The sequence below is a fragment of the Haloarcula limicola genome, from assembly GCF_010119205.1.
GTDB lineage: Archaea > Halobacteriota > Halobacteria > Halobacteriales > Haloarculaceae > Haloarcula > Haloarcula limicola.
Window position 1 is genome coordinate 326,119 of the sequence record NZ_WRXM01000001.1, and the last position, 24,594, is coordinate 350,712.

The following is a 24,594-nucleotide window of genomic DNA, read 5'->3' on the forward strand; positions in this document are numbered from 1 at the left end:
TAGCGTAGGGGAACAAAGTTGTTACGGCGGCTTCGAGGGATTTACCCAAGGCCTCTGCGTACCCGGGGTAATGCCAGTCGAGAAGCGCGAATTCGACGACATCCTCTCCTTCGAGTTGCACGAACCGGCAGACATCCTCGACCCGGAGAAACTGTACACCATCCCCGAGATCGCCCGGCTCCTGCAGGGGCTCCCGGTCGACGCCGAGTTGAGCGAGTTCAACGAGTCCGTCTTCGTCGACTGGGCCATCCCGTGGATGATCTTCAACCAGGACTCGCTGGTCTTCGCGGAACCGGACGCCGAGGACGTGGTCGGGCTGTACGGGCTCGACGACGAATGAACCTGCTCGTCGCTGGCGGCGATCGGGTCGACGCCGGCAAGACGACGTTCTCCGTCGGCCTGCTGGCACACACCGGCGCGCGCGGATTCAAGCCGCGGGCCGGCAACAACTACTGGTTCGACCACGACGACTTCCTGTACGCCACCGAGGAGGGCCGCCTCTTCGGAAAGGACGCCAAGCGCCTGGCGGCGGCATCGCCGGGCGAGGTCCGACCGGAGGCCATCAATCCGATTCACCGCCTCTGGCATCCCTCGCCCGGCCCCAGCACCGGACTGCTCGGGAAGGACGACCAGCAGTTCGTCGTCGACAGGGTCGGAACCGACGGCGACGGCGAGTTCGTCGTCAACGGCACCGTCGACGTTCCCGACGCCGTCGCCGAGCGCCTCCCGCTCGACGCCGCCCCGCGGGTCACGTCGGTTCCGGACTTCAACGACCTCATGGGCGTGATGCACGCCGAGGCGCTGGAATCGCTCGCCGAGGACATCGCCGCGACCGAGCGAAGCGTCGTGGAGTCCTACGGCGACGTGGCGCGCCCGCTCGACGGGTTCGTCCCGGACGCCGTCGCCGTCGTCGAACCCGGCCGGGCGCGCTTCTACGACGGCGACCGCTACGCCAAAGCCTGCGAGATAGCCACGGGCGGCCCCGGCGACGGCCAGTTAGAGGAGCGCGTCGAGAAGGTCGTCGACCTCATCGACCGGAAGGGGGCGGTCAGGCTGCCGGCGCTCGACGGCGAGACGCGATCGGACCCCGAGGCCGTCGCCGAGGCCTACGACCACGCCTACGACGCGCTCCTGGCGACGGCGTTCGAGTGAGACGCTCGACGAGCCTTCAGAACCGAGCGGCCTGCCACGCCAGTTCGATGTCGTGGTACGCGTTATCGGTGACGCTCGGGCCGTGACCGGTGTGCATCTCGCCGAGATTCTCGTCCACGGTATCGAGGACGCGGTCGATGCTCTCGACCAGCTGGTCGCGGTTACCCTCTTCGAGGTCGGTGCGTCCGAAGCTCCCGTTGGCGAAGATCAGATCGCCCGCGAACAGCACGCTCGCAGCGGACGAGTGGAAACAGAGGTGGTCGTTCTTGTGTCCGGGCGTGTGCAGCGCCTCGTACTCGTGGTCGCCCAACTGGACCGTCTCTCCGTCGGCGACGGCTCGCGTGACGCCGTCCTGTTCGGTATCGTACCCCCAGACGTCGACGTCGAACGCGGAGACGACGTCGCCGAGGTTGCCGACGTGGTCGTAGTGGGTGTGCGTCAGCACGACCGCATCGAGCCCGTCGGCGTGGTCTTCGACGGCCGAGACGACGTCGAACTCGTTGCCCACATCTACGAGCACCGTTCGGTCGCCCGTCACCAGAAACGCGTTGCTCGTGAACGACTGGACGCCCCGAGCGAGGTTTCGTATCATGTTCTCCCGTTCGCCGGGGGGTCCAATGTGGCTGTCGCTCCGGGCCGGTAACCGGACCTTTCGTGCCCGCTACGGCCGACACCCACAGGGCTATGTAGGTGGATATAGAAACGAGGACAGTAAGAACAGCATGTCTGAATCGGACCCGCCCGTCGTGTTGATCGTCGAAGACGAACCGGATGTCGCCGAGACGTACAAGCTCTGGCTAGAGGGCGAATACGAGGTCCGGATGGCCCAGAACGGGGACGAGGGACTCGAACTGCTCGACGGGTCCGTCGACGTCGTCCTCTTGGACCGGATGATGCCCGGTCTCTCGGGCGACGAGGTCCTGAGTCGGATCCGCGAGCGGGAGCTCGACTGCCGCGTGGCGATGGTGACCGCCGTCGAGCCCGATTTCGACATCTTGGAGATGGGGTTCGACGCCTACCTCTCGAAGCCGATCCGGAGCGAGCAGCTCCACGAGACGGTGACGAACCTCTTGGACCGGTCGGAGTACGACTCGATGCTCCAGGAGTACTACGCGCTCGTCGAGAAGCGAGCGACGCTGGAGGCGACCAAGTCGGGGGCCGAACTCGCCGAGAACGACCAGTACGAAGAGCTAGACGACGAGATCGAAGAGATGCGAGATGGCCTCTCGGATACGCTCGGTGGCATCGAGGACGACGACGACTTCATCGCGACGCTACGTGGACTGAGCAATGGCGAAGAAAACTGAGGGGGTGAATGATATGTACGATCTCTCATCGGTTGTCGAATTCGACGCGCTTCGGGAGGTACGGCCCGGGTCGAGTATCCTCATTTCCGGTCCCGCGATGACCGGGAAGGAGCGACTCGCCTACGACATTCTGGCGGACGGGGCACGCAACGGCGACGGTGCCGTCGTCGTGACGACGAGCGACAAGGCGGAGGACGTCGTCACCGATTTCCGCGAGCTCGTCCCGGAACTGAACGACTCGCAGCTCGGTGTCATCGACTGCCGCGGCGAGGGCAGTTCCGGCGGCTCCTTCGAGGGCGCGTACGTCCATCAGGTGTCCTCGCCCAGCGACCTCACGGGCATCGGGATCGGCATCACGAAGGCGCTCGAAGGCCTCCACAACTCGGGGCGCGAGCGGGGCCGGCTAGCGCTCGTCTCGCTGTCGACGATGCTCACCTACACGGACAAGAAGACGGTGTTCAAGTTCTGTCACGTCCTCTCCTCGCGGCTGGACGCGGCCGACTACATCGGCGTCTTCACCATCGACTCGGGGGCCCACGACGAGCAGACGATTCAGGTCATCAAGCAGGCGTTCGACGGGCTCATCGAGGTCCGCGACGCCGACGGCGGCGGCCGCGAATCGCGCGTGCTCGGTCTCTCGGGCGAACCGACCGACTGGAAGCGACTCTAAGGCCGGCCGCGGGGAGGAAGAATTTTGCCCCTCGGGCGTTCCCACCCCGTATGGAAGTCACGCTGCTAGAGGCCACCGACGACCCGGAGGACCTCGTCTGTAAGGCGGCCCGTAACGACTACAGCGACGAGTTCGTCGGCGGCCAGTCGCTCGAAGCGACGATGGAGACGGTCGAGGGCGATTCGCTCGAAGCCAAGAAGGAGACGCTCATCGGCCACTTACTGGAGCACGGTCACTTCGGCCCGTTCGAACACCCGCAGATCACGTTCGCCGTCGAGGGCGTCTCGCGGTCGTGTATGGCACAGATTACTCGCCACCGACACGTCTCCTTCGACGTGCAGTCGATGCGGTACGTCTCCTTCGACGAGGTGGACCCCGACGACGTCCGGGCGGGCGAGATGGTCGTCGTCCCGCCGTCGGCGACGGACCCCGACTGGGTCGGCCGAAATCAGAAGGGCGACGCCGACGAGGACGACATCGAGAGACGCGAGGAGATATTCCGCGACACCGTCGCCGACGCCGTCGAGTCCTACCAGGAACTGCTGGACCTCGGCATGCCGCCGGAGGACGCCCGGTTCGTCCTCCCCATCGGGACGAAAGTCAACATGGTCATGTCGATGAACGTCCGCATGCTGATGCACGTCGCGGACATGCGGGCGGCCGCCGACGCCCAGTGGGAGATCAGGACCATGACCGAGGAACTCCTCGACATCGCGGCCGACTGGTGTCCCATCACGTTCGACCACTACGAGCGCGAGATGAAGAACCGGAAGAACCGACTCGCCCCCTGACACGTCGACCCGCTGACGAACCGTTCGCCGTCACAGCGACCAATACGCCGCCGTACGGCACCCGCAGACGGGCAACCTATATTTACTAGTGGGTACAAGTTCGGTCAGACATGAGTCGTGATAACAGTAGACGGACGTTCCTCAAGCGCACCGGCGCGCTCGGCACGCTGGGCATCGCCGGCCTCGCCGGGTGTTCGACCGAACCGAGCGACGGCGGAGACGGCGGCGACGGCGGCGACGGCGGTGACGGCGGCGACGGCGGTGACGGCGGAACCGGCGACGGCGGAAGCACCGGAACCGGCACCGAGGGCGGCGACGGCGGCGCCAGTGACTCGCCCGACGTGTTGATGATCGTCGGCTATCCACAGAGCGGCGTCCAGTTGTTCAAGGACTACTACTCCGACTACGGCGACGACACCGTCGACATCCTGGTGACCGACGGGTTACAGGACGGCAGCCTCCCGGGCGACGTCGGCAACGACATGTCGAACGTCCAGGGGACCGCCCCGTCGGCGTCGGGGCCAGGCGTCGAGACGTTCACGAACCTGTTCCTAGAGGAGTTCGACTACGAGCAGGCGGGCGTGTTCACCTCGCAGGCCTACGACGCCAGCGCGGTCCAGATCCTGGCGAACCTCATGGCCGGCGCGAACGACGGGGCGGCGATCCGCGACCACATGCGCGTCGTCGCCAACCCCGGCGGGACGACCTACACCCCGTCGGAATTGCCCGACGCCGCGGCGGCGGCAGCCGCCGGCGAGAACATCGAGTACGCGGGGGCCTCCAGCAACGTCAACTTCGACGAAGCGGGCGACATCACCTCCGCGCAGTACCAGGTGTTCGGCTTCACGCAATCGGGCGTCGAGACGCGGGACACCATCGACTTCGGCGGATCGGGCGATATCCCGCAGCCGGAACCGTCTGCCAGCGGGAGCGGGAGCGACCGCACTGTCCGGCTCGGCGTCCTACAGCCGGAGACCGGCGACCTCGGGCCGCTCGGCCAGCCGATTCGGGACGCCGCCCTGCTCCCGGCCATCCAGCTCCGGGACGCCATCGACCAGTCGATCGAGACGCAGGTCGGTGACACGCAATCGCAGGCGCAGGCGGCCGTCAACGCGGCCAACTCGCTGGTCAGCGCCGGGTATCCCATGATCACCGGTGCCGCGGGCTCCGAGGCGACGATTCAGGTCGCCCGGAACGTCCTCGTCGACAACCAGGTCGTCGGCTGCTCGCCGGCCTCTACCTCGCCCGCCATCACGGACCTCGAAGACGACGACTTCGTCTTCCGGACGCCGCCGAGCGACGCGTTACAGGGACAGGTCCTGGCACAGGTCGCCACCGAGGAACTGGGCGCGTCCTCGGCCTCGACGCTGTATCTCAACAACAGCTACGGGCAGGCGCTCCAGGAGAGCTTCGCCACCGCCTTCGAGGAACAGGGCGGCTCTATCGTCCAGCAGGTCGGCTTCGAGTCCCAGCAGTCCTCCTACACCTCGCAGTTGAACAGCGCGCTGAACCAGTAGCCGCTTCGGCCGAAAACTGCCCTTCTTTGCGGCTCAGCCGCCGAGGAACTCCCGTCTGACCTGCTGGTCGGCCAGCAGCGTCTCGCCGGCGTCCTGATAGCGGTTCTGCCCCTGGACGAGGACGTAACCGCGGTCACAGCGACGCAGCGCCTCCTTCGCGTTCTGCTCGACCATCAGAATCGCGGTGCCGTCGTCGTTGATGCCGTCGATGCGGTCGAACATCTCCGCGACGAGGTCGGGCGCGAGCCCCGCCGACGGTTCGTCGAGCAGGAGCAAGTCGGGGTCCAACATCAGCGCGCGACCCATCGCCAACATCTGTCGCTGGCCGCCCGAGAGCGTCCCGGCCTTCTGGGTCGAGCGCTCGCCGAGGATCGGGAACCGGTCGTACACCGCCCGAATCCGGTCCTCGGGCACCTCGTCTAAGATGTACGCGCCCATCTCTAAGTTCTCGCGGACGCTCAGCGAGGCGAAGACGTTGTCGGTCTGGGGGACGTACCCGATGCCCTCGTGGATTATCTGGTCCGGCCGGCGCGCGCTGATGTCGGTGCCGTCGAACAGGATCTCGCCGCCCATGTGCGTCGTCAGGCCGAAGACGGACTTCATGACGGTGGACTTGCCCGCGCCGTTGGGGCCGACGACGACGACGTACTCGCCGTCGCCCACGTCCATGTCGACGCCCTCCAGCACCTGTAAGTCGCCGTAGCCGGCGTCCAGGTCGCGGACCGAGAGCAGGCTCTCGGTAGTCTCCGGAAGCGTCGCGTCCTCGGCTCGGGTGGCTCGCTGGCTCATACGTCGCCCCCCAGGTACGCCTCCAGCACGCGTTCGTCGCGCTGGACGGTCTCGGCGTCGCCCTCCGCGAGGACGCGTCCCTGATGCATGACGATGATGTGCTCGCAGTGCTCCATGATGACGTCCATGTCGTGCTCGACGAGCAGGAACGTCAGCCCCTCTCGCCGGAGTTCGTCGATGCGGTCCAGCAGCTTCTCTTCGAGCGTCGGGTTGACGCCGGCGAGCGGTTCGTCCAGTAAGACCATCTCGGGGTCGGTCATCAGGACGCGGGCCATCTCCAGCAGTTTCCGCTGACCGCCCGAGAGGTTGCCGGCGTTCTCGTGTGCGAGGTGGTCGATCTCGAAGAAGGAGAGCGTCTCCCACGCCTCCTCGACCACGTCGGCCTCGTCGCGCTCCACTTCCTCGCGGAGCCCCGGGAGCACCGCCCGGATCGCCGACTCGCCGACCTGTCCCGGCGGCGCGAGCATGACGTTCTCCAGCACCGTCATCTCGGAGAGCTCTCGGGCGATCTGGAAGGTGCGGACGAGGCCGCGCTCGGCCAGCGCGTAGGGCGGGAGCCCGGTGACATCTCGCCCGTCGAACCGGACGGTTCCGGCCGTCGGGTCGTGGATGCCCGTGATGCAGTTAAACGTCGTGGACTTGCCGGCCCCGTTCGGCCCGATGAGGCCGGTAAACGAGCCGGGAGCGACCCGGAACGACGCGCCGTCGACGGCGGTGACGCCGCCGAACTCCTTGCGGAGCCCCTCGACCTCCAGCAGCGGCGAGTCGATGGCCTCGCTGGTCGTCGGCACGTCCTCGCTCGGACCGCGTTCCCTCCCGACCGCCTCGGCGTCACTCATCGGCGTCACCCCCGCTGTCGGCGGGCCGATGTCGCGTCAGGTCGACGCTGGTCGCCGGTTCGCTCCGGTTGCCCAGGATCCCCTGTGGGTAGTTCTGGATGATGTATACGAGGACGACGCCGATGAGGACGAAGCGGAGCGTGCTGACGTTGCTGATCGTGTATGCCAGAAGCGGCGTCGGGTCGAGCGACCCGAGCGCGGCGACGGCCTCGACGACGTTGCCCGGCGCGTTCGTTCCGAACGTCGGGAAGTACTCGCCGAGGCGAGCGGGCAGGTAGAACAGGAGCGCCGAGAACGTCGCCGCGCCGAGGACGCTCCCCGTGTTCGAGCCGGACCCGCCGATGATGAGCGCGGCGAAGACGTAGAACGTGATGGCCGGGCGGAACTGCGCGGGGCTGATGTAGCCCGCGCCGCCGCGGAACAGCGCGCCGGCCAGCCCCATCAGCGCGCAACCGATCATGAACGCCTTGATCTTGAACAGGCGGGTGTCCTTTCCGAGCGACTGGGTCACCGTCTCGTCCTCGCGGATGGCCTTCAAGACGCGACCGAAGGGCGATTTGGCGAGTCGGTTCAGCACCCAGTACGCGCCGACGACCAGCGCGAGCAGCGCGAGGCCGTAGGCGATGTTGACGACGTTCGGTCCGGAGACGCCGAGGCTTTCGGCGATAGCGACGAGCGGCCCTCCGAGGCCGTTGACGACGTCGGCGACCACGTCGTCCGGTGCGGGAAAGGAGATGCCAGTCGCGCCGCCGGTGCCGAACGTCTTGCCGAGCACCTGCACCTCGGAGACGCCCTGCCAGTTGACGAACAGGCGGATGATCTCCGAGAGCGCGACGGTGACGATGGCGAGGTAGTCCGCCCGCAGTCGGAGCGCGGGGAGGGCGGCGAGCGCGCCGACCAGCGCGGCCATCGCCATCCCGCCGAGCAGGCCGAACCACAGCGGGAGTCCGAATCCGGGGACGCCGCCGGCTCCGGGATTCGCGGGCGCGGTCAGGATGGCGGTCGTGTACGCGCCGACGGCCATGAAGCCGGCGACGCCGATGTTGAACAGGCCGGTGTAGCCCCACTGGAGGTTCAGCGCCAGCGTGAGCAGCGCGTAGGCCCCGATTAACACGGTGACGCTGCCGACGAACCCGGCCGCGAGGTTCGCGGACTGGGCCGCGCCGACGGAGAAGGCCAGTATCGAGAGCGCCAGCCAGATGACGAGGACGAACAGGGCGACGAGCGCGGCGTCGGGGAGGGCGAGCAGTCTCTCACGAACGTCCTCGACGGCGCTCATGCCGTGCTCACCCCCCCGAAGATGCCCGACGGTCGCAGGAGCAACACGACGATGAGGACGGCGAAGGCCGCGGCGCGGGTCAGCCCCGACGGGAGCCAGATGAGCGCGAGGCTGTCGACGAGGCCGATGAGGACGCCGCCGGCCATCGCGCCGTAGATGGAACCGATGCCGCCGACGATGACCGCCGCGAAGATGAGCAGGAGGAGGATCCAGCCGAAGTTGAAGGCGATGGTGCCCCGTTCCAGCACGAGGAGGTAGCCGCTGACGCCCGCCAGCGCGCCGCCGAGGACCCACGTCAGGCGGACGACTCGCTCGGTGGGGATCCCGGTGACGCGCGCTAAGTCCTCGTTGTCGGCCATCGCGCGCATCGCCTTCCCGAGTTTCGTCCGCTGGAGCAGGAGGTGAACGGCGAGCATGAGCACCACCGAGACGACCAGGAGGGCGATCTCGTTGTCCGTGACGGTGACGCCAGCGCCCAACTGGATTTGCGCGCCGACCGTGGCGACGCCGCTGGTCTGCGTGCTGAAGACGAAGGCGATGAGATAGCGAAGCGCGAGCGCCACGCCGATCGAGGCGATGAGCAGCGAGATGTTGTCCGCGCCGCGCATGGGTCGGTAGACGAGGCGGTCGACGAGTAACACGACGCCGACGGTGCCGACGGCGGCGGCGATCAGGCCGAGGAGGACGAAGGCGTACGTCGAGGCGGTGCTCAGTTGCCGCCCGCCGTCGAACAGGAACAGGTCCGCAATTGGGGCGCTCGTCGCCAGGTTGGCGAGGACGAAGGCGGTGACCCACCCCGCGAACGCGCCGACCGTCACCGTATCGCCGTGGGCGAAGTTGGCGAAGTCGAGGATGCTGTAGGTCATCGAGAGGCCGATGCCGGCCAGCCCGACGGCCAGTCCGACGAGTAAGCCGTCCAGTACCATCGACGCGAGCGACCCCACGGTCAGCGATCCGCCCATGACGCGGAAGCCGAGCGCGTACACCGTCGTCCCGGCGAGTTTCGTCACGAGATCGGCCAGTAGATAGGCGACGGCGACGGCGACGACGCCGGTCCCGGGTCGCTCGATGGCGACCCGCCGCCCGTCCGCGACTGTGTCAGCGATTCCCATTGTTGGCTGTGCTTCTGCACTCGAACGTAAATAACTCACCGGTGATTTCGGGTCGCTACGCGCCCGGAATCCGGAATCGAGCGGTGGCGTATGACAGCGTATTGTCGAATGGCACGGCTGGTCACCTCGTCGGACTGGGTCGTGTGGAACGTTGACGGTTACCGACAGCCGACAGTATAACGTCGGCCCGGCCGAACCACCGGACATGGGCGCTACCGAGCAGGGACCGAGCGACGACCCGGCGAGCGACGCGCGAGCGGACTACGACTACCAGACCGACGCCGTGATGCGGCCGGGCATGGTCTCGGACCTCGCGGAGCGAATCGCGGGCGACGTCCGGTTCGACGAGTACTCCCGGCAGCTGTACGCCACCGACGCCAGCGCGTACGAGGTGACGCCGGTCGGCGTCGTCTACCCCGAGTCGACCGAGGACGTGGCGACCGTCGTCGGTTACTGCGCACAGCGGGAGACCCCGGTGCTCCCCCGCGGCGGCGGGACGAGCCTCGCCGGACAGGCGGTCAACGAGGCCGTCGTCCTCGACTTCACGCGGCACATGGACGGCGTGAGCGAAATCGACCCCGACGGCCGAACCGCGACGGCGGACGTGGGGGTCCGACTCGGCGACCTGAACGAGAAACTCGCCCCCCACGACCTGAAGTTCGCGCCGGACCCGGCGTGGGGCGATAAGTCCGCGTTGGGCGGTGCGATCGGCAACAACTCCACCGGCGCGCACTCGCTGCAGTACGGCAAGACCGACCACTACGTCGAGTCCTGCGAGGTCGTCCTCGCGGACGGCACCGTCAGCACCTTCGGCGAGGTGGCCGTCGAGACGCTCCGGGAGGACGGTGACCCGGAGGGAGACCTCGAAGCGCGGATCTACGCGGAAGTCGCGCGGATCGTGGACGAGGAGACCGACGCCGTCGACTCGGCGTTCCCGCAGCTGAAACGCAACGTCTCGGGGTACAACCTTGACCGACTCGTCGGCGAGGCCCGCGGCGAGTACGGCGAGGAAGGCACAGTCAACCTCGCCCGGCTGCTGGCCGGAAGCGAGGGGACGCTCGCGGTCGTCACGGAGGCGACCGTCTCGCTCGAACCGATCCCGGAAACGAAGGCGATGGCGCTGTTAACCTACGAGGACCTCGTCTCGGCGATGGAGGACGTGGCCCCAATCCTCGACCACGACCCGGCGGCCGTCGAGGTGCTGGACGACGTGTTGCTCGACCTGGCGGCCGACACCGAGGAGTTCGGCGACCTCGTCGCCGAGATGCTCCCGGCGGACACCGGCGCGGTGTTGCTCGTGGAGTTCTACGCCGAGGACGACGCCGAGGGCAAGCAGAAGGTGGCGGACCTGCTGGCCGACCGAGTCGGCGACGTGGCAACCGAGCGCGATCCGAGCGACGGCGCGGCCGACATCACCGCCGCCGACGTCCGGGCGTTCCACGCCCGCGAGGCCCACGACGACGACGAGCGAGCGCGCTTCTGGAAGCTCCGGAAGTCCGGTCTGCCGATTCTGCTCTCCCGGACCAGCGACGCCAAACACATCAGCTTCATCGAGGACGCGGCGGTGCCGCCGGAGAACCTGCCGGAGTACGTCGCGGACTTCCAGGACCTGCTGGAGGAGGAAGGCACCTTCGCCTCCTTCTACGCCCACGCCGGGCCGGGCTGTCTCCACATCCGCCCGCTCGTGAACACCAAGACCGTCGAAGGCGTCGAGCGGATGGAAGCCATCGCCGACGGCGCGACGGACCTCGTCAGAGAGTACGGCGGGAGCGTCTCGGGCGAACACGGCGACGGACGCGCACGCACGCAGTGGAATCACAAACTGTACGGCGACGAGGTGTGGGGCGTCTTTCAGGACCTCAAGCGGGCGTTCGACCCCGACTGGCTGCTGAATCCCGGACAGGTCGTCGGCGTCTCCGAGTCGGCCGTCGAGTCCGGCGAGGCCCCGCGGCGCGCCCGCACCGTCGACATGACCGAGAATCTGCGCTTCTCGCCGGAGTACGACTTCGAGTACGAGTTCGACCCCGCGCTTTCCTGGCCCAACGAGAACGGGATGCAGGGGATGGTCGAGCTGTGTCACGGCTGCGGCGGCTGTCGCGGCCCGCAGGAGACGACCGGCGGCGTGATGTGTCCGACCTACCGCGCGGCCGACGAGGAGGTGACGAGCACGCGCGGCCGGGCGAACATGCTCCGGCAGGCCATGAGCGGCGATCTGCCGGACGACCCGACCGACGGTGAGTTCGCCTCGGAGGTGATGGACCTCTGTATCGGCTGTAAGGGCTGTGCGAAGGACTGTCCGAGCGAGGTCGACATGGCGAAACTGAAAGTCGAGGTCGAACACGCCCGTCACGAGCGGGAGGGCGCGAGCCTCCGCGAGCGGCTGTTCGCCAACATCGAGACGGTGAGCAAGGCCGGCAGCGCGCTCGCGCCGCTCTCGAACTGGGCGCAGCGGCTCCCCGGCAGCGGCGTAGTGAGCGAGAAGTTGCTCGGCATCGCCCGCGAGCGGGACCTGCCGACGTTCGAGTCCGAGTCGTTCACGGACTGGTGGTCCGACAGAGGGCCGCAGGTGGCGGAGGCCGACGCCGAGCGCCGGGCGCTGTTGTTCCCGGACACCTACAACAACTACAGCGACCCGGCGGTCCTCCGCGCGGCCGTCGAAGTTCTGGAGGCGGCGGACGTGCACGTTCGGGTTCCCGACGACGTGACGGCCTCGGGCCGGGCGGCCCACTCGAAGGGGTTCGTCGACGTGGCCCGCGACAGAGCGGCGAGAAACGTCGCGGCCGTCGCTCCTCAGGTGCGGGACGGCTGGGACGTTGTCGCCGTCGAGCCCTCCGACGCGGTGATGGTCCAGTCCGACTACCTGGACCTCCTCGGTCACGACCACGACGCGGCGACGACGGTGGCCGCGAACGCCTTCGGCCTCTGTGAGTACCTCGACCGGTTCGCGCTCGACGCCGGCGTCGACTGGGAGCCCGACGGGGCGGCGCTGACCTACCACGGCCACTGTCACCAGAAGGCCGTCGGCAAGGACCACCACGCCGTCGGCGTCCTCCGGCGGGCCGGCTACGAGGTGGACCCGCTGGACTCGGGGTGCTGTGGCATGGCCGGCAGCTTCGGCTACGAGGCGGAGCACTACTCGATGAGCAAGGCCATCGCTCGCATCCTCTACGAGCAGGTCGACGGGAGCGCCGGCGAGGCGGTCGTCGCACCCGGCGCGTCCTGCCGGACCCAGTTAAGCGACCGACCGCGGGGGAGTAAGCCCACCCATCCGGTCGAGAAACTGGCCGACGCCGTCGGCGGCGTCAGACGGTAGGGGGACCATTCACAGCGCTTTTATGCTGTCCTCGGGTCATAAGACCTAGATGTCTCGCGCGGCCGCCGCCGTCGTCGTCGCTCTTCTGCTCGTTCCCAGCCTCGCCGCCGGACCCGCGCTCAGCGCGCCCGAACCGGCGAGCGTGCAGACTCCCGACGGCTTCACGGAGACGACGTTCCGCGTGACGGTGTACGAGAACGGCTCCGCGACGTGGGCCATCGAACACCAGACGCCGCTGACCAACGAGTCCGAACAGGAGACGTTCGAGGCCTTCGCCGAGGAGTTCGAGAACAACGAGACGGAGCTGTACGTCGACTTCGTCGAGCAGGCCGGGTTGCTCACGCAGTACGGGACCAACCAGACGGGGCGAGCGATGGGCGCGCGAACGTTCGACCGCTCGGCCTCGGTCAACCCCGTCCAGAGCACGGGGACGGTTCGCATGTCGTTCCTCTGGACGAACTTCGCCAACGCGACCGGCGAGCGGGTCGTCGTCAGCGACGTCTTCCAGGGCGGGTTCTACATCGGACAGAACCAGTCGATGGTCGTCGAACGAGGACCGGGACTGGGGTTCGCGGAGGCCCAGCCGTCGCCGGATTCGCGGAGCCAGCCCGGCTCGCTCGCCCAGAGTGAGACCGTCACCTGGGTCGGCGAGCGGTCCTTCACCGACCGGCGACCATACGTCGAACTCGGGCCGCGAGAGGTCGTGCTGGCGAACGAGCCCGGTTCCGGCGGCGGTTCGCTGCTGGCCGGCGACATGCTGCCCCTCGTCGTCGGCGTCGTCGTCCTCGCGCTCGGAGCCGTCGCCGTCGCGGCGTGGCGTTCCGGTGTCGCCGAAGCCGCTCTGGGAGGCGGAGGCACGGATACCGGGGGAACGCCCACCGAGACGACACCCGGTAGCCGATCCAGAGCGCCGTCCCAACCGGAACCCGAACCGGCGGTCGCCGACGACGAGTTGCTCACCGACGACGCTCGCGTCCTCAAACTGCTCGAAGCCAACGGCGGCCGGATGAAACAGGTCGACATCGTCGACGCCACCGACTGGTCGAAGTCGAAGGTCAGCATGCTCCTTTCGGAGATGGAAGACGACGGCGAGATCAGCAAGCTCCGGGTCGGCCGAGAGAACATCATCAGTCTCGCCGGCGAGGAACCCGACGCCGCCGGCTCCCCCTTCGAAGAGGAGTGAGAAACCCACACAGAGCGCTTCCGAAACACAATCATTATACGTATCTCCGTCCTCCGATTCAATGTACGCTCCGTTGGTGTAGTCCGGCCAATCATATCACCCTCTCACGGTGATGACCAGGGTTCGAATCCCTGACGGAGCACTTCTCTATTCCAACGTGTCGAACGGTGTGTAATTCCAACGTCGAGTGCGACGAAGGGATTCGAATCACGGCGAACCGAGCGCAGCGAGGTTCGGCATCGGGTTCGAATCCCTGACGGAGCATTTCTTCCTAATCGACGTACCGAGCGATAGCAAAGCCGTTGACTACCGAGATCGGGACCGCGAGCGGTTCGTCGATTCTTTCACACGACCCGCCGTCCGTAGGTGTATGTCGACACCCGTCTTGCCGACGCTCGCCGCCGTCGTCGTACTGCTCTGCTGTAGCGCCTTCTTCTCCAGCAGCGAGACGGCGCTGTTCTCGCTCTCGCGAGAGTGGTTGGCGACCGCCGCGACGACGGACCCGCGAGCGGCCGCCGCCGAGGAGGTCTTGGCGGACCCGCATCGGCTCCTCGTGACGATTCTCGTCGGGAACAACGTCGTCAACATCGCCCTTTCGAGCCTGTTGACCGCGGTGTTCGTCGAGCAGTTCCAGTCGAGCGTCGCGGTGGTTCTGACGACGCTACTGGCCACCAGCGTCGTCCTCGTCGCCGGGGAGATCGTCCCGAAGTCCTACGGACTCGGTCACGCGCAGACGTTCGCGCTCCGGGTCGTGACGCCGCTGCGATACGTCGAGCTCCTGTTGTATCCGGTCGTCACCGTCTTCGACGCGTTCACTCGGTGGATCTCGACGCGTATCGGCGGACAACAGACCATCGAGGAGACGTACGACGAAGTGGACGGTCCGGCGGGCGCGACCGACGCCAAACAACGGGGAGGCCGCGACGAGGCGGAGCGTCCGTAGAAGTGAGCCGGTTCAGGACTCGTCCCACTCGGCCTTGCAGTCCTCGCTACAGAAGTGGACGGTCTGGACGCTGTCGTCGGCGATCCACGTCGTTACCCGGTGTGTGACCTCGTTCGCGATCGCATCGCCACAGACCTCGCAGTTCGGTGCCTCCTCCTCGTCGACGTCCTCGTGGTGGTCCGAAGTTGGGTCGACCATCTTACCTGTGCGTCGGTTCCGCCCTACTTAATCCCATAGAATCGCCGCGGATGCGAGGTCGCCCTACCGGTCCCGAGTGACGCTCTCGCCGGGGGTCGTCGTCGCGCCGGGAGAGAGGACGACGCCGGGGTTGAGGCTGGTGTTGATGGCCGTCCGAGCGCCGTCGCCCGCGACGACGCCGAACTTCCGACGGCCGGTCGAGACGCGGTCGCCCTTCACCGTCAGCTTCACTTCCGTGCCGTCGTGGCGGAGGTTCGCCACCTGCGTTCCCGCGCCGAAGTTCACGTCGTGGCCCAGCACGCTGTCGCCGACGTAGGAGACGTGCGGGACGTTCGAATCGGCCATGACGACGGTGTTCTTGATCTCGACGCCGTGACCGATATGCGCGTTCTCGCCGAGCATCGTCGCGCCGCGGACGTACGCGTTCGGCCCGAGGTGAGCGCCCGACCGGACGAGCGCCGGTCCCTCGATGGTGACGCCCGGCTCGATGACCGCGCCTTCCTCGACGACGACGTTGCCGCGGAGCTCCGCGTCGCCGCGGACGTCGCCGTCGACGCGGCGGGTCTGCTCGTCGAGTTTCCACTCGTTGGCTTCGAGCAGTTCCCACGGCCGGCCCACGTCCAGCCATCGGTCGACTTCGACGGCCGTGACCGAGCGCTCCTCGATGACACGGGCGACCACGTCGGTGATCTCGCGCTCGCCGCGGTCGCTAAGTGGGACGTCCAGCCACTCCCGGGCTTCGGCGGGGAAGACGTACGCCCCGGCGTTCGCCAGTTCCGTCGGCGGGTCTTCGGGTTTCTCGACGATATCCGTGACGCTGTCGCCGTCCGTCGAGAGGACGCCGTAGTTCGAGGGGTCGCCGACGCGGAACGCCGCGATAGAGGGGGCGGCGTCGAACAGCGTCGAGATGCTCTCCTCGTCGTAGAGGTTGTCGCCGTTGAGAACCGCGAACGGTCCGTCTAAGTATTCGTACGCGGCGCTGACGGCGTCGGCCGTCCCCTGCTGTTCCTCCTGGACGGCGAAGGAGACCGGCGCACCGCGGTACGTCTCGCCGAAGTACGACCGGACGGCATCTGCCTCGTATCCCACCACGAAGATCAGTTCGTCGGCCCCGGCCTCGATGGCCATGTCGGCGGTGTGGGCGACGAGCGGTCTGTCGGCGACGGGCAGCATGGGTTTCGGCGTGTTCGCGGTCAACGGACGCATCCGTGTACCTTCCCCGGCCGCGAGAACGACTGCTTGCATGTGGTCCGTCTGTCTCGTGGATTGGGGAAATAGCTACTGCCTTCACTCTCTTACTGTTCGTTTCGGCGACATCCGCACTCGGTATCGGTAGGCTGTCGCGAAGTGGTTCGAGCCTCGACGGCTGGACGCCGTCGGTGTTCGAACCCGTCGGCGAGTTAGCTGTCGCCGCTCCCGATTTCGTAACGCCTGAGAACGTCGCGGACGCTCTACTGTTCCGTTACGTCGATAGAAACGTGCTCGGTATGGGATTTGAACCCATGTCCTCGGCTCGAAAGGCCAAGATGATTGGCCGGACTACACCAACCGAGCGCATTCTGGCGTTTCGGGTGCTCCAATTTAACCCCATCGAAATCCCGGCTCTCTGAGGCGCGGTCACACGCGCCGCCTGGTCCGTCTCCGAGGCCGTTCGACGACTGGCGGCGTGCGGTCGTGGAAAACGAATGCGTCGGTATCACCGCGCAGTTCGATCAGAGCTACGCTCTGACAGCGGTCACCTCACTTCCCTTGGAAGTCCGGTTCCCTTCCGAGAGAGCGAGCTCTCTCGACGTTCGCCCTATTTCCCCTGGAAATCGGGCTCCCCGTCGCCCATGAACGCCGTGACGCCCTCCATGATGTCCTCCGTCCCGAAGAGTTGGCCGAAGGCCTGACACTCGACCGCGAGGCCCGCTTCGGTGTCGTCGCGGCCGGCGAGCATCGCGCGCTTGGTGTATTTCTGTGCGATCGGCGGGCCGGCGGCGAGGTCGGCGGCCAGTTCGAACGCGCGGTCTTCGAGTTCGCTGTTGCCGACGACCTCGTTGATGAAGCCGAAGTCGGCCATCTCCTCGGCGTCGTAGCGCTCGGCGGTGAAGATGATCTCCTTGGCGCGGCCCTCGCCGACGATGTTGGGGAGTCGCTGCGTGCCGCCCCAGCCCGGCATGATCCCGAGGTCGTGTTCGGGCTGGCCGAGTTCAGAGCGCTTCGAGGCGACGCGGAGGTCCGCACAGGTGGCCAGTTCCATTCCGCCGCCCAGCGCGTAGCCGTCGATGCCGGCGACGACCGGCATCGGGCACTCCTCCAGTTTGCCGAAGACCTCCTGTCCCTTCTTCGAGAGCTCGACGGCCTCCAGCGGCGACGCGTTGGAGGCCATCGACTGAACGTCCGCCCCGGCGGAGAACGCCTTGTCGCCGGCACCCGTCAGCAGTATCGCGCGGATCTCGTCGTCGTCGCTCAGGATGTCGATCGCGTCCGCGAGCTCGTCCATCAGCTCTCGACTGATGGTGTTCATCCGGTGGGGGCGGTCGAGCTCGATGTGGCCGACCATCTCGCCGACGTCGGCGACGTTGATGTTCTCGAACGTCGCTTCCGAGTCCTCGTCAGCGCCGTAGAACCCGCCCGCTTCGGCGGCCGAGCGCAGGCCATCGGAGACCTCGTAGCGCTCCTCGCCGGTCTCCTCGTGGACGGTCTTGAGCGTCTCGACGAGCGAGTCCAAACCGGCCTTGTCGGCGAGTTTCGCGGGGCCTTCGGGGAAGCCGCCGCCGAGCATGACCGCCTCGTCGATGTCCGCGACGGGCGCGACGTCGTTCTCGACCAGCTTGCCGACTTCGTTGGCCATCACGGCCAGCAGACGGTTCTCGACGTCCTCGCGGCCGGCGTCGGTCGGAATCTCTGCGCCGCCGTCGTCGTAGTCGTAGAAGCCCTTGCCGGTCTTCTTCCCGAGTTCCTCGCTGTCGACTTTCCGCTCTAAGAGCGGACACGGCTCGTAGGCGTCGCCGAGCATCTCGTGCATGTACTCGAGGACGTGCAGGCCAACGTCGTTGCCGACCTGGTCCGAGAGCTCGAACGACCCCATCGGGAGGCCGATGTCGAACTTCGTGGTCGAGTCGACCTCCTCGATACTGGCGACGTCGTCGTGGACGAGCCAGCAGGCCTCGTTCATCAGCGGGACGAGGATGCGGTTGACGATGAAGCCGGGCGAATCCTTGCGGACGCGGACCGGCGTCTTATCGAACGCCTCGGCGAGTTCCTCGATGGTGTCGAGCGTCTCGTCGGCGGTGTACTCCCCGGAGATGACCTCGACGAGCTGCATCCGGACCGGGGGGTTGAAGAAGTGCATCCCGCAGAACTGCTCGGGCCGTTCGGTGACTTCCGAGAGCTCGGTGATCGAGAGGCTGGAGGTGTTCGTCGCGAAGATGGCGTCGTCCTTGGCGTACTTCTCGACGTCGGTGTAGACGTCCTTCTTTATCTCCATCTTCTCGGGGACGGCCTCGATGACGACGTCGGCGTCGCTGACGGCGTCCTCGACGTCGACGAGCGCGGTGACGCGGTCGAGCGCCTGGTCCGCTTCCTCCTGGGTGAGTTGGTCCTTCTCGGCGAGCTTGTTCAGCGACCACTCGATGTTGTCGTAGCCGTCCTGGACGAACTCCTCCTTGATGTCGCGCATCTGCACTCGATAGCCGGCGAGCGCGGCGACCTCGGCGATTCCGTGACCCATGTTGCCCGCGCCGAGCACCGCGACCGTCTCGATGTCCTCGAAATCCATGACATATGTCCCCACTGCCGGCCCACGTTTCAACGTTTCTCTCACCGAAAAACCTCTGTGGAGTTTATCTCAGATTACGAATCATTAACTGAGCGTCACGTGAACACACCTCATATGGACTTCGAACTGTCCGACGAACAGCGTCAGATTCGGGACGAGGTACGGCGCTTCGTCGAGAACGAGATCGCGCCCGTCGCCACGGAGTACGACCGCGAAGAGAAGTTTCCCGGCGAGATCGTCGAGAAAGCCGCCGAGGCGGTCCAGATCCACGGCGGCGCAGGCTACGTCGACGATTTCGACGTCGAACGCTTCTACCGCGACGCGAAGATAACCCAGATCTACGAGGGGACGACCGAGATCCAGAAGAACATCATCGCCCGGGAGCTACTCGGCGAGGGAATGGTGTAGCGTGACCGTCGCGAGCAGCCAAAGCCCGGCTTACCTTCGCGGTAACGCGAGTGCAACGCCGTCACGACGGCCCTTCTCTCCGTACCCACTGGGTAACTAAGCGTCGCCCGGGCCTCTCAGAGGCCGATGACTCGACAGTCACCGCTCGACAACATGGAGACGTGGCTCGACCAGATGAGCAGGCAGTTCGAGGAAGCCGCCCAGCGGTGGGGGACCGGATTAGAGACGTGGTCGACCGAGATGCCGCTCCCCCGGATCGACCTCGTCGACGCGGACGACGAGTTCGTCGTCACCGCCGACCTGCCCGGCTTCGAGAAAGACGACGTCGACGTGTACATCACCGACCAGACGCTCAGTATCGACGCCGAACGCAGCGAAGAGGTAGACGAGTCCGAGGCGAACTACGTTCGACGCGAACGCTCTCAGAAGTCGGTCTCCCGTCGGCTCCGCCTTCCGAGCGAGGTGGACGACCAGGACGTCTCCGCTTCGATGACCAACGGCGTGCTGACGGTCCACGTCGGGAAAGCCGAACCCGTCTCCGAGGGCCACCGCATCGACATCGACTGACGGACCCTCGGCCGTCGAGCGGTCTCTGCGGTCCCCGTCCGAGACACCTTCCATTTTATGCCGCTCCGGCTACGAATATCGGGTATGTCCGCCGGGTGTTCGTCCCGCGACCGAACCGTCCGTGCGACCGCACAGCGCGCCCTCACGATCTGCTGTCGCTGTTGAGGCCTGTTCTCCGCGTCGCACCTGCTTTCGACCACCCGATACCGTATCCACGATGTTCGACATACCCACGATACTCGACACGCTCCACGAGGACGTTCGGACGGCACAGGCGAAAGACCCCGCCGCGACCAGCGCCGCGGAGGTCGTCCTCACGTATCCCGGCCTGCACGCCGTCTGGCTGTACCGCCTCGCCCACGCGCTGTGGGCCGCAGACCACCGCTTCGCCGCCCGGCTACTCTCGCACCTGGCGCGCTTTCTCACCGGCGTCGAGATCCACCCCGGCGCGGACGTCGGTGATCGGCTGTTCATCGACCACGGGATGGGTACTGTCGTCGGCGAAACAGCCGACATCGGCGACGACGTACTCATGTACCACGGCGTCACGCTCGGCGGCGCGTCGATGCGCAGAGAGAAGCGCCACCCGACGCTCGAAGACGGCGTCACCGTCGGCGCGGCCGCGACGCTCGTCGGCCCGATCACTATCGGCGAGAACGCGACGGTCGGCGCGGGAGCCGTCGTCGTCGACGACGTCCCGTCCGAGACGACCGTCATCGGGAACCCGGCGAAACCCGTCGACGAGGCCGAACACGAGCGGGACGGGACGCCCGACCCCGCGATCGTCGACGGCTGACCGCCCGACCGCCCCCGGCGTTCGGGCGGCGACGGACGACGGGGACCTACTCTGACTCGTAATCGGCCCAGATGTACTTCGTGGCCGCCGAACGGTGTGGACGCCAATCCTCTGCTATCTCACGCATCTCCTCACGAGTCATCTCTTCTCCGTCGCCGTACAATTCCTGAATACCGTTCCGTACTGCAAGGTCGCCCAACGGGAGGACGTCGGGTCGCTCCATTACGAATAGCAGGTACATTCGAGCAGTCCAATCACCGATGCCCTTGATTTCCGTGAGGCGTTCGATGATCTCCTCGTTTGAGTGGTCTGACAGCCCCTCACGGGAGTAGTCTCGTTCCTGGAAAGCCTCCGCTGCGTTCCGCATATACTCGACCTTCATCCTCGACAGTCCTGCGTCTCGGAGTTTTTCCTCATCGGCATCCAAGATACTCTCGGGTGTTACTTCCTCGTCAAGCAACTCGAATACCCGTTCTTTCACCGCTGCTGCACTTGCAGTCGAGAGTTGTTGATTGATTATCGAAATACAGAGTCGTTCAAACTCAGTCCAGTTGGGCTCGGCATACGGGTTGTGCTCTTCCAACAGTTCAGCCATTACAGGATCTTCTTTTAGTACCGATTTGGCCTCATCAACCATTCTTCGATGAAGGTTCATTTGTCGTCAGAGGACAAAAGGCCAAGGCTTCACTTAGTCAATCTGTCTTATTCGGCAAATAGAGGCCCCGAAACCCCATGTATCACGATTACATGCGAAATGAGAATATCAGGTCCAGGGGGGACCCCATCCGTCTTGACGGACACCAGAAATGTCAAGCTAATACTGGACCGCAAGGTAGTCATCCGTAGGCTTCCGCCTCGGGAAGAATACCAGTCGCCTACGTTATATCAGTGGGATGGGGACGTTGAAAAGCACTTCAACGACCTTGAGTAGAACGTAAACTCCAACAATCGCCTGAAATGCCTTAATTAGTATATCATTGACACCATCGCCGCCGATGCTGTTTCCTGTCCCGCTAACGTCGCCAAATCGTAGGTCATCGTCTCCTGTCATTATTTTACCAATCGGACGGTTTTCCCTGGCCGTACCAGTCCAGTATCTCACCAGCGTTGTATCGGTGAACTAAGCGAACGAGGTCGTCTCCGTCAATGCACTTGACATTGAGACGGTCGGCCAGTTCCAGCGCGTTTCGAGTGAACGAACTGGTCGTAACTACCGTGACCCCGTCAACATCTTCCCACTGTTGTCGAAGAGCCGCGTACTGCTGGATCTGCTCACTCGATATCTTGTTTCCTTCAGCGTATCGCTTACACTGAACAGCAGTTTTCGCTCCGCCTGTCGGTGGCTGGCCAATTACGTCAAGGCCTTTGTCTGGGCCAGCGTCCATCACTTCTGTTGCCCACCCTTGGCACTCCGACCAAACATCAGCCACGAACTGCTCGAAGTGACGTGGTGGCAGACTTCGGAGCGTCGTTAATGGATCAGAAGAGACTGAACCCATTATCGTCGTTCCAGTTTGGACGGTGTTCATTGAGGGTTTCCTTGGTGTATGACTCGGAACAGTCGCAGTTGGCCGCGATCTGCTTCGGATTGGAAACCCCCATGTCCCACTGCTGGAGAATCTGGTCTTGCAGTTTCGTCGTGTCGTTGTTGCTACCGCCGAACATGCCCAATATGATAAATGATTGCAAATAAATCTATGCAATATAGCTAATAAGTGGACACACTTACTGGCCACGAGGTAGTATCACAGAGGCTACGCCTCGGGGAAAGTCACGGCGGCCACGGTGTCCTAATGGGGCGACGGCAGGACTTCGATGATGAGTTACCTACAATCACCTTGAGGCAGTCGAGGGCTGCGATCGGACGGAGATGGCCGAGTACGCCGAGCGGTGGTCCCCGTATCGGAGTTACGCGACGCTGTACCTCTGGCGAGCCGAAGAGGACATCGCCGAGAGCGTCGCAGAAGTGACCGATTGACGAGAATTGCGAACTACCGGACTGAACTACAGCAGGGTGGTTCCGTCGAGATCCTCACGGGCTGATAGAACTGGCGTGCGGATACGGGTGTACTCAGCAGTCGGGCGCTGCTCCGTCGATCAGTGATACCGAGGGTGGGGACAGTTCGAGACGCCCTCGCAGCGCTCTCCGCGACGATAGCTGTCCTCTTACTCGCCCCTCTCGTTTTCGCTGTTCCGCCGAGTGACGTGCAGAAGGGATCGGGAATGTACGTCCCTCCTGAAGTCGGTTATAAATAGGTTATACGATTAAGCTACAGAACAATGCGCTCGCGGGTCGTCTATCCGGTCGTATGGCACAGAGAGCCCGCTCCGATGAGCGAGACAGAGCCGCTGAATCGAAATTCTACCTCCCCGCAGGGTCCGCCCCGTCGGTCGTAGCCGATCGACTCGAGCGTATCTGGGCGACGCTGTTCGTCCACGGCGTCGAAACGTCGACGTAGCTGCGAACGGATGCGTCGAAACAGCCGTCTCGGGTGAATCGTGGTAATCTCTGATCGGAGCTCCGATCTGACCGACGTACACGAGAGGAAATTACTTGAACGACGTCCTCGTATCCGAAAACCAGGACCGACCGACTCACTTGACCCATCACACGGCCGCTACTACGGCTTCGGTAGTAAGGCGTCCCCGTGTGGATTTTCGTCGAGCGTCTCAAAAACGACCGATTGTGTAGTATCTGATCATCGAAAACAGGCCTCACAGAACAATGACTGATATCAAGGCGGTCGTCCGAGTCGAACACCCTGACATAGTGCTTACAGAGACAGTCACTCGTGCCCGAGGAGCGAAAGTCAAATCGGTGTCAGAGGCGGGGACTGACCCGACATCGGGAAAGTTCTTCTATCACATCGAGTCGTCGGATTTCTCTCAGTTCGAAGACGGATTGCGGAACGATAACACTATCGGCGAGTTCGATCGCGTCATCGAAGCCAGAGACGAAGAGGCGATCTATAGCTTCGAGTATACCGACGAAGCGAAGATCCTCTCGCCGGTGATTTCGGCCGCGAACGGTGTCATACTCGAAATGGAGAACGACGGAGAGGCTTGGATTTTGACGATATGGATACCCGAGCGAACGAATCTGATACGGCTCTGGGACTATGCGCAACAGAACGGCGTCGATATCGAACTGCTGCGCGTCAACGAATACGCCAGTTTAGGTAACACGGACGCTGGGTTGACCGATAGCCAGCGAGAAGCACTCCTGGTCGCCTTCGACACGGGATATTTCGAAGAACCACGGGACGCGACTCTCGGCGAGGTTGCCGCGGATCTGGATATCTCTCAGCCTGCGGCCAGCGGCCTCCTCCGACGTGGAATCAAGCGGCTCATCGTCTCGTCGCTGAAGGACGGTACTGAAAAACCGGATTGATCGACGGCTGCTCGGTGCAGCGACGATGACACGCTGACGGCGCGAATCGTATCTCCGTTAGCGTGATAAGATGTATCGTGACCGACTCGCGCCCCGTATTCAGCACGCCCCCAGAGACCTCACCGAACGCTGTCAGAAGTCGCGTGCAACACTCAGAGGGTGAATGCAGCAAGCCACTACTCTTTGTTTCACACCTGAGAGCTGAATCGGAGGACGGGAAGCATCTGTAGATACGTTGTCTGGTGAGCTACGCCTCCCGTTGATCCCACACGAGACCGAGTGCCGCTCCGAGCGCCATCCCGACTCCGATTCCGAGACCGATATTATCTATGGCTACCCCCACGGCGACACCGAGAGCGAGGCCGACGCCGACACCAAGCGCAACTCCCTGTCCTGTTGTTTCGGACTCAGACATGATGGGAAGAGAGTCCCGTCGGTGGGATAAGCTTACTCTCCGCCACTCCCATCCGATCGAGCCAGTCTTCCGTGACCGACTCGCGCCCTGTATTCGGCAAGTTCGTCCGTGGCTCGAACAGAGCGGCTTCGAAGCGGTGCCGAAACGACGGTTCGGCGCGG

26 protein-coding genes, 2 tRNA genes and 1 pseudogene are annotated in these 24,594 nt (G+C 65.0%); 15 read left to right on the top strand and 14 right to left on the bottom strand.

The features are described 5' to 3' along the window. Positions 1 to 70 precede the first annotated feature (70 nt). Together GO488_RS01745 and GO488_RS01750 are read left to right on the top strand one after the other, a co-directional pair. On the top strand, positions 71 to 340 hold the full coding sequence (locus GO488_RS01745) for a DUF5827 family protein (protein ID WP_162316087.1): 270 nt from the start codon (positions 71 to 73) through the stop codon (positions 338 to 340). Further along, a complete protein-coding gene (locus GO488_RS01750) occupies positions 337 to 1,152 on the top strand; it encodes an ATPase (RefSeq protein WP_162316088.1) in 816 nt (271 codons plus the stop codon). Before GO488_RS01745 ends, GO488_RS01750 begins: the two co-directional genes overlap by 4 nt. A gap of 16 nt (positions 1,153 to 1,168) precedes the next feature. Here the strand turns inward: GO488_RS01750 and GO488_RS01755 are convergent, their stop codons facing one another. Next, complete coding sequence (locus GO488_RS01755; protein ID WP_162316089.1) at positions 1,169 to 1,744, bottom strand: MBL fold metallo-hydrolase; 576 nt, start codon at positions 1,742 to 1,744, stop codon at positions 1,169 to 1,171. Positions 1,745 to 1,874: 130 nt separating this feature from the next. Between GO488_RS01755 and GO488_RS01760 the strand changes: the two genes are divergently transcribed. The 4 genes from GO488_RS01760 to GO488_RS01775 all read left to right on the top strand — a co-directional run bounded on the left by GO488_RS01760 (position 1,875) and on the right by GO488_RS01775 (position 5,437). Then, positions 1,875 to 2,459, top strand: coding sequence for a HalX domain-containing protein (locus tag GO488_RS01760; protein ID WP_162316090.1), 585 nt, complete (start codon positions 1,875 to 1,877; stop codon positions 2,457 to 2,459). A gap of 13 nt (positions 2,460 to 2,472) precedes the next feature. Further along, positions 2,473 to 3,129: an RAD55 family ATPase gene (locus GO488_RS01765; protein ID WP_162316091.1), complete on the top strand. Its 657-nt coding sequence runs from the start codon at positions 2,473 to 2,475 to the stop codon at positions 3,127 to 3,129. 50 nt (positions 3,130 to 3,179) lie between these two features. Further along, the gene (thyX, locus tag GO488_RS01770; RefSeq protein WP_162316092.1) at positions 3,180 to 3,920 is read left to right on the top strand and encodes an FAD-dependent thymidylate synthase; all 741 of its coding nucleotides are present in this window, start codon (positions 3,180 to 3,182) and stop codon (positions 3,918 to 3,920) included. Positions 3,921 to 4,030: 110 nt separating this feature from the next. Further along, entirely contained in the window at positions 4,031 to 5,437 is a 1,407-nt protein-coding gene (locus tag GO488_RS01775) for an ABC transporter substrate-binding protein (protein ID WP_162316093.1), read from the top strand. A gap of 33 nt (positions 5,438 to 5,470) precedes the next feature. On the opposite strand, the gene GO488_RS01780 is transcribed toward GO488_RS01775, so the two are convergent. Genes GO488_RS01780 through GO488_RS01795 form a run of 4 tightly spaced genes read right to left on the bottom strand, consistent with a single transcriptional unit; the run spans position 5,471 to position 9,456 of the window. Continuing rightward, a complete protein-coding gene (locus GO488_RS01780) occupies positions 5,471 to 6,226 on the bottom strand; it encodes an ABC transporter ATP-binding protein (protein WP_162316094.1) in 756 nt (251 codons plus the stop codon). Further along, positions 6,223 to 7,065 carry an ABC transporter ATP-binding protein gene (locus GO488_RS01785; protein ID WP_162316095.1) on the bottom strand — a complete coding sequence of 281 codons (843 nt, stop codon included), beginning with the start codon at positions 7,063 to 7,065 and terminating at the stop codon, positions 6,223 to 6,225. The genes GO488_RS01780 and GO488_RS01785 overlap by 4 nt, the downstream gene beginning before the upstream one ends. Continuing rightward, positions 7,058 to 8,344: a branched-chain amino acid ABC transporter permease gene (locus GO488_RS01790; protein WP_162316096.1), complete on the bottom strand. Its 1,287-nt coding sequence runs from the start codon at positions 8,342 to 8,344 to the stop codon at positions 7,058 to 7,060. Before GO488_RS01790 ends, GO488_RS01785 begins: the two co-directional genes overlap by 8 nt. Beyond that, a complete protein-coding gene (locus tag GO488_RS01795) occupies positions 8,341 to 9,456 on the bottom strand; it encodes a branched-chain amino acid ABC transporter permease (protein ID WP_162316097.1) in 1,116 nt (371 codons plus the stop codon). The genes GO488_RS01790 and GO488_RS01795 overlap by 4 nt, the downstream gene beginning before the upstream one ends. A 205-nt stretch (positions 9,457 to 9,661) precedes the next feature. Here GO488_RS01795 and GO488_RS01800 point away from each other — a divergent pair, with 205 nt between their 5' ends. The 4 genes from GO488_RS01800 (at position 9,662) to GO488_RS01815 (ending at position 14,895) form a co-directional block, all read left to right on the top strand. Next, positions 9,662 to 12,769 (top strand): FAD-binding and (Fe-S)-binding domain-containing protein, encoded by a 3,108-nt coding sequence (locus GO488_RS01800; protein ID WP_162316098.1) that lies wholly within the window; start codon positions 9,662 to 9,664, stop codon positions 12,767 to 12,769. A 49-nt stretch (positions 12,770 to 12,818) separates the two neighbouring features. Further along, on the top strand, positions 12,819 to 13,952 hold the full coding sequence (locus tag GO488_RS01805) for a helix-turn-helix transcriptional regulator (protein ID WP_162316099.1): 1,134 nt from the start codon (positions 12,819 to 12,821) through the stop codon (positions 13,950 to 13,952). 67 nt (positions 13,953 to 14,019) lie between these two features. Continuing rightward, positions 14,020 to 14,094: transfer RNA gene (locus GO488_RS01810), tRNA-Glu, on the top strand. A gap of 228 nt (positions 14,095 to 14,322) precedes the next feature. Then, the gene (locus GO488_RS01815) at positions 14,323 to 14,895 is read left to right on the top strand and encodes a DUF21 domain-containing protein (protein ID WP_162316100.1); all 573 of its coding nucleotides are present in this window, start codon (positions 14,323 to 14,325) and stop codon (positions 14,893 to 14,895) included. A 12-nt stretch (positions 14,896 to 14,907) separates the two neighbouring features. Here GO488_RS01815 and GO488_RS01820 read toward each other — a convergent pair whose 3' ends face one another. The 4 genes from GO488_RS01820 to GO488_RS01835 form a co-directional block, all read right to left on the bottom strand. Continuing rightward, positions 14,908 to 15,093, bottom strand: a complete 186-nt coding sequence (locus tag GO488_RS01820; protein ID WP_162316101.1) for a DUF7576 family protein — start codon at positions 15,091 to 15,093, stop codon at positions 14,908 to 14,910. A gap of 63 nt (positions 15,094 to 15,156) precedes the next feature. After that, complete coding sequence (glmU, locus tag GO488_RS01825) at positions 15,157 to 16,338, bottom strand: bifunctional sugar-1-phosphate nucleotidylyltransferase/acetyltransferase (RefSeq protein ID WP_162316102.1); 1,182 nt, start codon at positions 16,336 to 16,338, stop codon at positions 15,157 to 15,159. Positions 16,339 to 16,572: 234 nt separating this feature from the next. Continuing rightward, a tRNA-Glu gene (locus GO488_RS01830) sits at positions 16,573 to 16,647 on the bottom strand. Positions 16,648 to 16,891: 244 nt separating this feature from the next. Then, the gene (locus tag GO488_RS01835; RefSeq protein ID WP_162316103.1) at positions 16,892 to 18,856 is read right to left on the bottom strand and encodes a 3-hydroxyacyl-CoA dehydrogenase/enoyl-CoA hydratase family protein; all 1,965 of its coding nucleotides are present in this window, start codon (positions 18,854 to 18,856) and stop codon (positions 16,892 to 16,894) included. A gap of 114 nt (positions 18,857 to 18,970) precedes the next feature. On the opposite strand from GO488_RS01835, the gene GO488_RS20040 reads away from it, so the two are divergent. The 3 genes from GO488_RS20040 to epsC all read left to right on the top strand — a co-directional run bounded on the left by GO488_RS20040 (position 18,971) and on the right by epsC (position 20,627). Beyond that, the gene (locus GO488_RS20040) at positions 18,971 to 19,264 is read left to right on the top strand and encodes an acyl-CoA dehydrogenase family protein (RefSeq protein WP_162316104.1); all 294 of its coding nucleotides are present in this window, start codon (positions 18,971 to 18,973) and stop codon (positions 19,262 to 19,264) included. Positions 19,265 to 19,390: 126 nt separating this feature from the next. Further along, positions 19,391 to 19,831: an Hsp20/alpha crystallin family protein gene (locus tag GO488_RS01845; RefSeq protein ID WP_162316105.1), complete on the top strand. Its 441-nt coding sequence runs from the start codon at positions 19,391 to 19,393 to the stop codon at positions 19,829 to 19,831. 217 nt (positions 19,832 to 20,048) lie between these two features. Further along, a complete protein-coding gene (epsC, locus tag GO488_RS01850) occupies positions 20,049 to 20,627 on the top strand; it encodes a serine O-acetyltransferase EpsC (RefSeq protein WP_162316106.1) in 579 nt (192 codons plus the stop codon). Positions 20,628 to 20,673: 46 nt separating this feature from the next. On the opposite strand, the gene GO488_RS01855 is transcribed toward epsC, so the two are convergent. The 4 genes from GO488_RS01855 to GO488_RS01870 form a co-directional block, all read right to left on the bottom strand. Continuing rightward, complete coding sequence (locus tag GO488_RS01855; RefSeq protein WP_162316107.1) at positions 20,674 to 21,264, bottom strand: DNA-3-methyladenine glycosylase family protein; 591 nt, start codon at positions 21,262 to 21,264, stop codon at positions 20,674 to 20,676. Positions 21,265 to 21,507: 243 nt separating this feature from the next. After that, entirely contained in the window at positions 21,508 to 21,729 is a 222-nt protein-coding gene (locus tag GO488_RS01860; RefSeq protein WP_162315763.1) for a hypothetical protein, read from the bottom strand. Continuing rightward, positions 21,683 to 22,156: a restriction endonuclease gene (locus GO488_RS20175; protein WP_162316108.1), complete on the bottom strand. Its 474-nt coding sequence runs from the start codon at positions 22,154 to 22,156 to the stop codon at positions 21,683 to 21,685. Before GO488_RS20175 ends, GO488_RS01860 begins: the two co-directional genes overlap by 47 nt. Next, positions 22,107 to 22,292 (bottom strand): hypothetical protein, encoded by a 186-nt coding sequence (locus GO488_RS01870; RefSeq protein WP_162316109.1) that lies wholly within the window; start codon positions 22,290 to 22,292, stop codon positions 22,107 to 22,109. Before GO488_RS01870 ends, GO488_RS20175 begins: the two co-directional genes overlap by 50 nt. 184 nt (positions 22,293 to 22,476) lie before the next feature. Between GO488_RS01870 and GO488_RS20145 the strand changes: the two are divergent. Continuing rightward, a pseudogene (locus GO488_RS20145) lies at positions 22,477 to 22,605 on the top strand (DNA-3-methyladenine glycosylase family protein); the annotation flags it as partial. A 747-nt stretch (positions 22,606 to 23,352) separates the two neighbouring features. Continuing rightward, the gene (locus tag GO488_RS01880) at positions 23,353 to 24,018 is read left to right on the top strand and encodes a helix-turn-helix domain-containing protein (RefSeq protein WP_162316110.1); all 666 of its coding nucleotides are present in this window, start codon (positions 23,353 to 23,355) and stop codon (positions 24,016 to 24,018) included. 247 nt (positions 24,019 to 24,265) lie between these two features. On the opposite strand, the gene GO488_RS19540 is transcribed toward GO488_RS01880, so the two are convergent. Further along, a complete protein-coding gene (locus tag GO488_RS19540) occupies positions 24,266 to 24,433 on the bottom strand; it encodes a glycine zipper domain-containing protein (RefSeq protein WP_164509601.1) in 168 nt (55 codons plus the stop codon). Positions 24,434 to 24,594 lie beyond the last annotated feature (161 nt).